Source organism: Micromonospora sp. MH33, from assembly GCF_003013775.1.
Classification (GTDB): Bacteria; Actinomycetota; Actinomycetes; order Mycobacteriales; family Micromonosporaceae; genus Micromonospora; species Micromonospora fulviviridis.
The window spans coordinates 1-9611 of sequence record NZ_MUYZ01000270.1 but is presented as its reverse complement, the minus strand read 5'-3'; the positions used below and the strand labels follow the sequence as shown (position 1 = coordinate 9611).

Sequence of the window (9611 nt, the reverse complement as noted above, 5' to 3'; positions counted from 1 at the left end):
ACCGGAACCGGCACCGGTGGCGCCGACCAGCCGCCGCCTCCGCCGGTCGCGCCGACCCCGACGCCGCCCGGGGGTTCCCGGCGCCGCTGGCGGGTCGCCATCGCCGCGGCCCTCGTGCTCGCCGTCGCCGGCGGCGGCGTCGCCGTGGCGACCCTGCGTCCCGACGAGACCCGGCAGGCCGGCGAGGCGCCGGGCACCGTCGCGCCGGCGCAGTCGGCCGGCCCGAGCGGCGCGGCCACACCCGGCGCCTCGACCCCGAGCGCCGAACAGGGCCTCGGTGGCAAGCCGGCCACGTCGCCGTCGACCTCCGCGGGCTCGACCCCGGGCTTCGCCGGGACCCGGCTGACCCTCCCCGGCGCGTCGATCGGCGTGCAGAACGGGGAGACCTTCGGGCAGGCGCTGAGCCGCTCCGACCGCACCTTCGGCAAGCTGCGCATGGCCCGGGTCTTCTTCCCCGGGCTGCCGCCGGCCTGGAACGGCAGCCGGGCCGACGTGGTGGACCGGACCGTGGTGGTCTCCTTCAAGGCCTCCCCCCAGGAGATCAACTCCGGCAGGTACGACTCCCGGCTCGCCTCCTGGTTCGCCTCGATCCCGCGCGAGCACAACGTGTACTGGTCGTACTTCCACGAGCCGGAGGACGACGTCGAGCGGGGCGCGTTCACCACGGCGGCGTACCGGACGGCCTGGAAGCGGGTCGCCGGTCTGGCGAACCGGGCGAACAACCCGAAGCTGATCAACACGCTGATCCTGATGTGCTGGACGCTCGACCCGAAGTCCGGGCGCAGCTTCGACGCCTTCTACCCGGGCGGCGACGTCATCGAGACGCTCGGCTGGGACTGCTACAACTGGGGCGCCAAGTGGAAGCGGTACGCCTCGCCGGAGGAGATCTACGGCGAGATGATCAGCAAGTCCAAGGCGCTGGGCAAGCCCTGGGGCGTCGCGGAGACCGGCAGTGACCTGGTGCCGGGCGACTCGGGCAGCGGCCGGGCGACCTGGATCCGCTCGATGACCGGCTTCCTCAACGGCCAGCGGCCGGAGTTCGTGGCCTACTACAACCAGGTGGTCAGCCAGGGCGACTTCCGGCTGCTCGACCAGCCGAGCATCCAGGCGTGGAAGTCCTTCTGCGTGGCCTGACCCCACGCACGGAACGGGCGGGCGACCGGCTGGTCGCCCGCCCGTTTCGCGTACGGCTCAGATCCCCCGGCCGCGCTTGTGCAGGGTGCGCAGCACCCGGTCGGCCTGCACGGCGCGGCTCGCCACCGCCAGCGCCAGGTAGGCGCGCGGCTCCCGCGGGTTCCGGGCCAGGGTGCGCCGGGCCCAGCGCACGGCGTCCCGCCGGTTGCCCATGGCCGCCTGGGCGAAGGCGATCTGGCCGGCCACCCGCGCCTCGCCGTGCGGCACCGTGGCGAACTCCGGGTAGCGGCGCAGCAGCCACTGCAACGCGGTCGAGATGGTCTCCCAGCGCTGCGCGAAGTACGACCGCTTGTGCCAGCGGACCAGCACGTACGGGCTCTCCACGTTGACCAGCGGGGCGTACCGGGCGGCGCGGAGCAGGAACTCGTAGTCCTCCGCGTAGCTGCCCGGGATCTGCTCGTCGACCAGCCCGATCGCGTCGAGCAGGGCGGCCCGGCGGATCAGGAAGGTGGACGGGTGCAGCTCGGTGAGCCGGTCGCGCAGCAGCGCCTCCAGCGACACCCGGGACCGGTCCAGCGAGCGGTCCACCGTGCGGTCGTCGTAGCTGACCCGGATGCCGCAGCTCACCAGCGCGCCGTCCGGGTGCACGTCGAGCGCGCCGAGCTGGGCGGCGAGCTTACCCGGCAGCCACTCGTCGTCGTCGTCGCAGAACGCCACCAGGTCGCCGGTGGCCGCCTCGATGCCGGTGTTGCGCGCCCCGGCCAGCCCCGGGCTGCGGGTGTTGGTGATGACCCGGACCCGCCGGTCGCCCCGGTCCAGCTCCAGCGACCGGTCCGGCTCGGACTGGTCGTAGACCACGATGGCCTCGATCAGGCCGGGGTGCGCCTGGCTGAGGATCGCGTCGAGCGCCGCGCGCAGCAGCTCCGGACGGTCCCGCGTCGGTACGACGACCGAGATGCTCGGCCCACTCATGCTTTCTCCACGGACTCGTCGGATCCCCGCTGGCCCAGGTAGCCGTAGCGGACTCGGAAGGGGAGCGTGGCCAGGCTGACCACGGCCCGGCTGCGGCGCGGCAGGCGGCTCCGCCACGCCTCGTCGCGCCGCACGGTCAACGGGCCGCCACTGAACCGCAGCGGGTTGCCGGCGATGCTGTGGGCCCGGAAGGGGGGTGCCGTCGGCGGATCCGTGAGGATGCGCAGCGCCTCGGGGTCGTCCGGCAGGCCGGCGAACTCGCGCAGCCGGCGGACCGTGCCGGCCGGGTCGGCGGTGAAGTCCTCGTAGCGCAGCCGGAGCACCTGCGCCCGGGCGGCGAGCAGGTGGAACGCGGCGTTCTGCGCGGTCCACAGCTTGCTCACCTCGAACGGCGAGAAGGTCGGCATGAAGTCCTCGCCGTCGACCACCTCGGGCCGGCGCACCTGCTTGCCCCAGGAGTACGCCACCGCCCGGCTGTCCCGGACCAGGTGCAGCACGCGCAGGTCGAGCCCCTCGGCCCAGCTCAGCGCGAAGGCGAGCGAGGCGTGCTTGCTGGAGTCGACCACCACCCGGGCGCCGGTCGCCGCGAGGGCGGCCCGGTAGATGCGGGTGTAGAGGTCGGCGTAGCGGCGGACGTCGGCGAGCTGCTCCGCCGAGAGCGAGTTCTTCGCCAGCCGGGGGATGTGCCGGGTCCGGTCGACCCGGTCCTTGAGCGCCAGCACGTCGTCCCGGTCGACGGCGGACCAGCCGCCGAAGGCATGCTCGCCCACCTGCTGCCAGAACGGGCAGGCGGTGAAGCGTTCGCCGCAGCCGCACCGCTCGTCGGCGCCGAGCGCCCGCTCCCAGAGGTGCACCACCTCACCGACCGCGCACACGTCGGCGCTCTGCGCCAGCAGCAGCTCCAGCAGGGTGGAGCCGCTGCGGCCGAGGCCCCCGACGAAGAGAACGCGGGGCTGACCGGTCTCCGCGGCGCTCACCCGCGCCGCCCGCCGGCGCGCTGGCGTACCCGGCGGGCCACCAGGTCGTCGATCACCGCGCCGACCCGGGCCACCGCCTCGGCGCGCGGATCGGGCCGGCCCGGGTCGGCGGCCAGGACGAACCGGCCCGGGTCGGCCAGCCCCTCGTCGAGGGCGGCGACCAGGTCGGCCTCGGTCTCGCAGAGCCGGACCATCCCGGCCGCGCCCAGGCGCCGGGAGAAGAGCTGCTGGTGGTTGTCGACGTGCTCGTCGTGGGTCGGGTCGCGGGGCACCACGATCGGCAGGTGGCCGGTGCGCCGGGCTTCGGTGATGGTGGCCGGGCCGCCGTGGCTCACCACGAGCGTCGCCTCGGCCATCGCCCGCTGGAGTTCCTCGTGGCCGAGGAACGGTGTGGCCTCGGGCAGCGCCGGGGTGCGGCTGTGGCCGTACTGGAGGACGAGCCGGACGCCGGGCCGGTCGGCGTGCCACCGCTCCAGCCAGCCCACGAGGCGATCGAACCGGTGCACGTCGGTGCCGACCACGACCAGCACGTACGGCGCTGGCCGGCCGTCGCGCTGCCGCGGCAGGTGAGCGCTCACAGCGTCACCTTCGTTCGCGACTGCGGGGCTCGCAGGACCGGCTCACTCCTCGCGCTCACAGGAGATTCCCCACGACGGTCGCCTCCGGGTACATGCGGCGCTGCTCCTCCCACTGCACGAGCATCGCGGAGAGGAAGGGGCGGCAGAGCCGAGCGGTCAGCGTCGCGCTGTCGATCCGGTCGTAGACCTCGATGTAGACCGTCGGGATCCGGCGCAGCCGGGCCGCGACCACGAACGGCAGCGCGACCCCGGCGCCGGTGGTGACCACGGCGTCGACCCGGCGCCGGCGGATCACCTTCAGCGCGAGGAAGGCGTTGCGGACCAGGTTCCGGACGTTCCGGGTGGTGGGGTGGTGCGCCCAGACCACGTCCTCGCCGTCGAGCAGCGAGCGGGCGTCCGGGGTGTCGAAGGTGACCCACGCCCGTCGCCGTTCCCGGTACCAGGGCTCCAGCGCCAGGAGCTGGGCGAGATGCCCGCCGCTGGAGCCGACCAGCAGGACCTGCCCCGAGTCGTCGATTGACCCGCTCACCAAAACGTTCCTCCCCGTAGGCCGCGTCCGCGTCCGGATTCTCGTGAATGGCCCTCGGACGCGTCATGACAACCTACTGGCGCGGGGGTGGCCAACTGAAGGGGCCATTGGACGGATCCCCACCCACCGGTCGGGTCACCCCGGGAATCCCGTCGCCGGCATCCGGCCGGGCGTGCGACCGCCGAGGTCAGCCGGGTCACGACCGGCACGGCGGGCCGGGCCAACCGCGCGGGCCGGGCATGTGTCAGGATTTCGTCACCGCTCCGCACAGGGCCGGCGGCGACGCCGACCACGGGGGCAGGTCGGGCCCCATGCCGGGAAACCCGCCGAATGGCCAGCGCCGATCGGCCATATCTACGCGGGCTGCCTACACCTGGGCAGGCTTACCGGAACGGGAGCAGACTTTCCCTCATCGTTCGGATCGGGGACACTCAAGGTCACGGTCAGGTCCAGCTGCGCCGTGGACTGCCCGGCTCGGTCGAAAGGGAGCGACAGACTCTGATGCCCTCACCCCATTTGGCCGAGAGCGACTCCGACGGTCTTGCCCTGATGGCCTACCTGGGCTGGCTGCGCCGCCGCTGGTGGATCCTGGTGCTCGCCGCGGTCCTCGGCCTGGCCGGCGGCCTGGCGGTGAGTCAGCTCCAGCAGGCGCGCTACACATCGGGCACGTCGCTGCTGGTGCGCCCACTCAGCGCCGGCGCGGAGAGCAATCCCAACGCCAAGGTGAACCTCGACACCGAGGCCCAGGTGGTCCGTTCGCTGGTCGTGGCCGAGCGGGCCAAGGGCCTCATGAAGGTCGACACCGGAGCCGACCAGCTGGTGAAGTCGGTGACGGTCACCGTCCCGCCGAACAGCCAGATCCTCCAGGTGGCCTTCGAGGCCGACAGCCCCGGCAAGGCGCAGTCCGGGTCGCACGCCTTCGCCCAGGCCTACCTCGACCTGCGCAAGGCCACCGCCCAGAAGACGCTGGAGAACGAGACCACCGCGCTCAAGCAGCAGATCACCGACGTGAACAAGCAGCTCAGCGCGGTTGCCGGGCGGATCGCCGCGGCACCGGCCAACAGCCCGGAGCGGGAGCGCGCCGAGGCCGACCGGAACGTGCTGACCAACCAGCTCACCTCGCTGAACAACCGGCTCAGCCCGCTGCTCTCCGCCGAGAACGACCCGGGCGAGATCATCTCGGACGCCCGGCTGCCGGAGAGCCCCAGCTCACCGAACCGGACCCTGAACCTGGCCAGCGGCATGGGCGCCGGCCTGCTGCTCGGCATCGTGCTGGCGTTGGTGCTGGACCGGCTGGACACCCGTATCCGCCGGGGGCGGGACATCTCCGACCGGGTCGGCCTGCCGCTGCTGCTGGAGCTGCCGGCGCGTACCCCGTCGCTGGCCGTGCTGCCGGCCACCCACAAGATCTCCCGCGAGCTGGGCCGGCTGCGCAACGTGCTGCTCTCCGCGGTGCCCGAGCCGGCGCAGGCCGGGCGGGGGCGCCAACTGCTGCTCTGCGACGGCTCGGCCGGCACCGCCGCCGGGTTCGTGGCGGCCAACCTGGCCGCCGCGTACGCCCGCACCGGCCAGCAGGTCGCCCTGATCACCACCAAGCCGGACTCGGCGCTGAGCGGCATCACCGGGGTGGCCGAGGGACGGCACAGCCTGGCCTCGGTGCTCCGCCGGGACGTACCGGCGCTCAAGGCGCTGGCCCCGCTGCCCGGCCTCGGCCAGCTCCGGGTGCTCGTCCCGGGCGACCTGGACGCCGAGGTCGAGCTGCCGGTCTCCGGCCTGCTGGAGATCCTGCGCGAGCTGTCCGCGCGCTTCGACCACGTGATCATCGAGACCGCCCAGCCGACCCTGGCCGTGGAGGCGCAGGCGCTGGGCCGGCACGTCGACGCCGTGATCGTGGTGGCCGAGAGCGGGCGGACCCGCAGCGGCGAGATCACCGCCGCGCTCCAGCAGTTCGAGCAGGTCAACGCCCCGGTGATCGGCGCCGTGCTGGCTCCGCGCCTGCCCGCACCGGCGCCCGGCGCCACCCGCCCGGCGGCCCCGGCCAACCGGCCCAAGCCCCGACCGAGTCCCGGTCCGTCCGCCGAGTCCACCATGGTGCTGCCCCGGATGCAGCCGTCCGGATCGGGCGCCTCCGCCAGGTCGGCGAAGCCGTCCGTCCCGGGCAAGGCGTCGGCCCCGGTCAAGCCGCCGGCGCCGGGCAAGCCGCTGCCGGTCAACGGCAGCGGCGGCACCTACCGGTCCCGGGGTGACGGCGACGGCCGCAGCTATGCCCTGGACTCGGGCGAGGACCTGGGGTGAACCGCAGGCAGATGCTCCGCGCCGCCCTCGCACCGGCCCTCGTGATCGGCCTCGGCACGGCCTGCAGCGAGCCCCAGCCCGAGGCGGGCAGCGTCGACGTGGTCGACCCGGGCAGCGCCCCGGCGACGCCCGCGCCGAGTCCGACCCCGAGCCTGCCGGCCGGCCCGCTGACCGGCGCGCCGGTGAGCGCGGCGCCGCTGGCCGGCCGCCAGGCGGTCGCCGTGCCCCTGCGGGTCAGCCCCTCGACCACGCCGGCCGGGCTGGACGCGGCCGACCTGGTCTACGCCGAGTTCGCCGAGTCCGACACGCTGCACCTGACCGCGGTGTTCCAGTCCCGCGACGCCGCCAAGATCGGTCCGGTGGCCGAGATCCGTCCGGTCGACATCCGGTCGGTCGCCGTGCTGCACCCGGTCGTCGGCTACGCCGGCGGTCCCACCGGCTTCCTCACCCAGTTCGAGAAGTCCGGCCTGGCCGGGGTCACGCCGGACGACGGCGACGCCATCGACGGCGGCTACACCTCGACGGCCGCGCTGCTCAAGGCCGCGCCGAAGGGCGGCCAGCCGCCCACGCCGCCCCTCGACCACGCCACCGACGGCGCCGCCCTGGCCGCGCGGGACCTCGTCCCGGCCACCGAACTGTCGGTCGCCGTCTCCGGCGGCCCGCCCATGGTCTGGCGGTACGACCAGCAGAAGTCGCTCTGGGTGGGCAAGGTGGGCACCGCCACGGTGACCGCCGCCTCGGTGCTCGTGCTGACCATGGAATACCGGACGCTCGACGTCCGGAACCCGTCGCCGCGGTCGCTCCCGTCGGCGAACGTCTTCGGTGAGGGCGCGGTGGTCGCGGTCTCCGGGCCGTCCAGCGCGAAGGGCCGGTGGCGCAAGCCGGGCCTGGGGATGGTCTGCACCCTCGCCGACAACGGCGGCGACCTCCTGCACCCGCAGCCCGGCAACGCCTGGGTGATCTACGCGCCGACCACCGCCAAGGTCACCGTGAAATGAGTACGGTCACCCCGCCCCGCCCGGCGCGCGGGTCGGCCCCGGTCGACGCGGCGGTGCCGCCGTCCGGCGGGACCCGGCTCCCGCCGGCCGCGGTGCGGCCGAAGGGCTGGTCGCTGCGGTTGCCCACGGCGTGGCCGCTGATCGCGCTCTTCGTGCTCTACCCGCTGTGGTGGGCGCTCGGGGTGTCCAGCTTCGTCTTCGTCGTCTTCGCGGTGCCGATGCTGGTGCAGTTGGTCCGCCGGGGCCCGGTCCGGGTGCCGCCCGGCTTCGGGATCTGGCTGCTCCTGCTGCTCTGGCTGGTCCTCTCCGCCGCGATGCTCGGCCTCACCGCGCCGAACACGCTGCCGCCGGGCGGTGGCGGCCGGTACATCGGCTGGGCCATCCGGCTGGCCAACTTCGTCGGCATGACCGTGGTCATGCTCTACGTCTACAACCTGGGCGAGCGGGAGCTGTCCCGGCGGCGGGTCGTCCGGCTCTTCGGTTTCATGGGCGTGGTCGTGGTGATCGGCGGCTGGCTCGGCTCGCTCTTCCCGACCCTCGGCTTCGTCGCGCCGTTGCGGTTCATCCTGCCGCACTCGATCGCCAGCCAGCCCTTCGTCGCCTCGCTCATGGACGTCAAGTTCGCCCAGGTCCAGCAGGTGATCGAGGGCGAGGCCAGCTCGCCCCGGCCGTCCGCGCCGTTCACCTACACGAACTCCTGGGGCGAGAACACGGCGATCCTGCTCATCTGGCTGATCGTCGGCTGGGTGGTGCTGGGCAAGCCGCTGCGCCGGGTGGCCGGCGTGGCGATCGTGCTGGCCGCGATCTTCCCGATCATCTACTCGCTCAACCGCGGCCTCTGGATCGGCCTCGGCATCTCCGCGGTCTACGTGGCCGTCCGGCTCGCCCTGCGCGGGCGGATGGTGGTGCTCGGCGGGCTCGCCCTGGCGGTCGGGCTCATCGGTGTGCTGATCGTCGCCACACCACTGGGTCGCACCTTCGACGAGCGACTGCAGAACGGGCACAGCGACGACATCCGCACCACCCTCTCCGAGGGCGCGGTCACCGCGGCCAACCACTCACCGATCCTCGGCTACGGCGGCAACCGGGCGCTGATCGGCAGCAACCGGTCGATCGCCATCGGCAAGTCCGACGACTGCAAGCAGTGCGGCAACCGGGAACTGGGCAGCAACGGCCAGCTCTGGGCGCTGCTGGTCGGCCAGGGCTACGTGGGCGCGATCTGCTACAACGGCTTCTTCCTCTACTGCCTGTGGCGTTACCGCCGCGACCACAGCCCGATCGGGCTCGCCGGCAGCCTCGTGCTCATCCTCATGCTCTTCTTCCAGTTCACCTACGGGGCACTGGAAGCCACCCTCGCCTACGGCCTGATCTCGGTCGCCCTGCTCGCCCGCAACGACCGGCTCCGCCGGGCGCTCGCGCCGGCGCCGCACCGGGGCACCGTGGCCGGGCTGCGGGCCCGACTGGAAGCAGCCGGTGACCACTGATGGTGTTCCGCGTACCCCCGGACGGCGACGGCCGCTCCGCCTACCTCGGTGAGCTGGCCGGGCTGATCTGGCCCGAGCCGGCCGAACCCGCCCTGCGCAGGGGTGGCGCCGGCTGGGTGGTGGTGCCCTCGGCGTCCCGCCCCCGGCTGCTGGTGCCCACCGGCTACGGCCGGGCCGCGGCGAGCGCGGTCCGGCACTCCACCGAGGCGGTCGGCCGCAAGGCCAGGCTGGTCCGGCAGGGGCTGGCCACCGCGTTCCGGCTCGGGCTGGGGCCGCTGGTGTTCCGCGACCGGCTGGTGGTGACGGGCGGTGGCCTGGACGCGTACCTGGCCGAGGTGCTGGGCGAGCGGGCGCTGGTCAGCCTGCACATCGGGCCGGCCCGGGCGAACCGCAAGCCGGTGCTGCAACTGCTCGCCCCGGACGGCCGGGCCCTCGGCTACGCGAAGCTCGGCGTCGACCCGCTGACCCGCGCCCTGGTCGACGCGGAGGCCGCCGCGCTGCGCCGGCTGGCCGACCTGCCGCTCGGCCCGGTCACCGTGGCCGGGGTACGTCACCACGGCGACTGGCACGGGCACGCGCTGCTGGTGCAGGAGGCGCTGCCGGTGCGGCTGCCCCGGGCCACCCCGGCCGCCGCCGAGGCGGCC

8 protein-coding genes and 1 pseudogene are annotated in these 9611 nt (G+C 74.0%); 5 read left to right on the top strand and 4 right to left on the bottom strand.

The window, feature by feature from the left end; genetic code table 11:
* Window positions 1–1134: hypothetical protein (locus B0E53_RS28710; protein ID WP_107078871.1), on the top strand; the 1134-nt coding region annotated here is incomplete at its 5' end.
* A 57-nt stretch (window positions 1135–1191) separates the two neighbouring features.
* Here B0E53_RS28710 and B0E53_RS28705 read toward each other — a convergent pair.
* From B0E53_RS28705 to B0E53_RS28690, 4 genes are read right to left on the bottom strand one after another with little or no spacing between them, the layout of a single operon-like run.
* Window positions 1192–2106 carry a glycosyltransferase family 2 protein gene (locus B0E53_RS28705; protein ID WP_107078870.1) on the bottom strand — a complete coding sequence of 305 codons (915 nt, stop codon included), beginning with the start codon at window positions 2104–2106 and terminating at the stop codon, window positions 1192–1194.
* Complete coding sequence (locus tag B0E53_RS28700; protein WP_107078869.1) at window positions 2103–3083, bottom strand: sulfotransferase; 981 nt, start codon at window positions 3081–3083, stop codon at window positions 2103–2105. The genes B0E53_RS28705 and B0E53_RS28700 overlap by 4 nt, the downstream gene beginning before the upstream one ends.
* On the bottom strand, window positions 3080–3661 hold the full coding sequence (locus B0E53_RS28695; protein WP_107078868.1) for a glycosyltransferase: 582 nt from the start codon (window positions 3659–3661) through the stop codon (window positions 3080–3082). The genes B0E53_RS28700 and B0E53_RS28695 overlap by 4 nt, the downstream gene beginning before the upstream one ends.
* A gap of 55 nt (window positions 3662–3716) precedes the next feature.
* On the bottom strand, window positions 3717–4193 hold the full coding sequence (locus B0E53_RS28690; protein ID WP_091265599.1) for a UDP-N-acetylglucosamine--LPS N-acetylglucosamine transferase: 477 nt from the start codon (window positions 4191–4193) through the stop codon (window positions 3717–3719).
* A gap of 498 nt (window positions 4194–4691) precedes the next feature.
* On the opposite strand from B0E53_RS28690, the gene B0E53_RS28685 reads away from it, so the two are divergent.
* From B0E53_RS28685 to B0E53_RS28670, 4 genes and pseudogenes are all read left to right on the top strand, one after another.
* Entirely contained in the window at window positions 4692–6485 is a 1794-nt protein-coding gene (locus B0E53_RS28685; RefSeq protein ID WP_107078867.1) for a Wzz/FepE/Etk N-terminal domain-containing protein, read from the top strand.
* Window positions 6482–7483: a DUF3048 domain-containing protein gene (locus B0E53_RS28680; protein WP_107078866.1), complete on the top strand. Its 1002-nt coding sequence runs from the start codon at window positions 6482–6484 to the stop codon at window positions 7481–7483. Before B0E53_RS28685 ends, B0E53_RS28680 begins: the two co-directional genes overlap by 4 nt.
* Window positions 7480–8967, top strand: coding sequence for an O-antigen ligase family protein (locus tag B0E53_RS28675; RefSeq protein WP_107078865.1), 1488 nt, complete (start codon window positions 7480–7482; stop codon window positions 8965–8967). Before B0E53_RS28680 ends, B0E53_RS28675 begins: the two co-directional genes overlap by 4 nt.
* Window positions 8967–9611, top strand: a pseudogene (locus B0E53_RS28670) (hypothetical protein); the annotation flags it as partial. The gene B0E53_RS28675 and the pseudogene B0E53_RS28670, both read left to right, overlap by 1 nt.

Excerpts from the sequence above, each read along its gene's own strand:
- B0E53_RS28705 (WP_107078870.1), bottom strand. The coding sequence starts at position 2,106 with ATGAGTGGGCCGAGCATCTCGGTCGTCGTACCGACGCGGGACCGTCCG.
- B0E53_RS28675 (WP_107078865.1), top strand. The coding sequence starts at position 7,480 with ATGAGTACGGTCACCCCGCCCCGCCCGGCGCGCGGGTCGGCCCCGGTC.
- B0E53_RS28685 (WP_107078867.1), top strand. The coding sequence starts at position 4,692 with ATGCCCTCACCCCATTTGGCCGAGAGCGACTCCGACGGTCTTGCCCTG.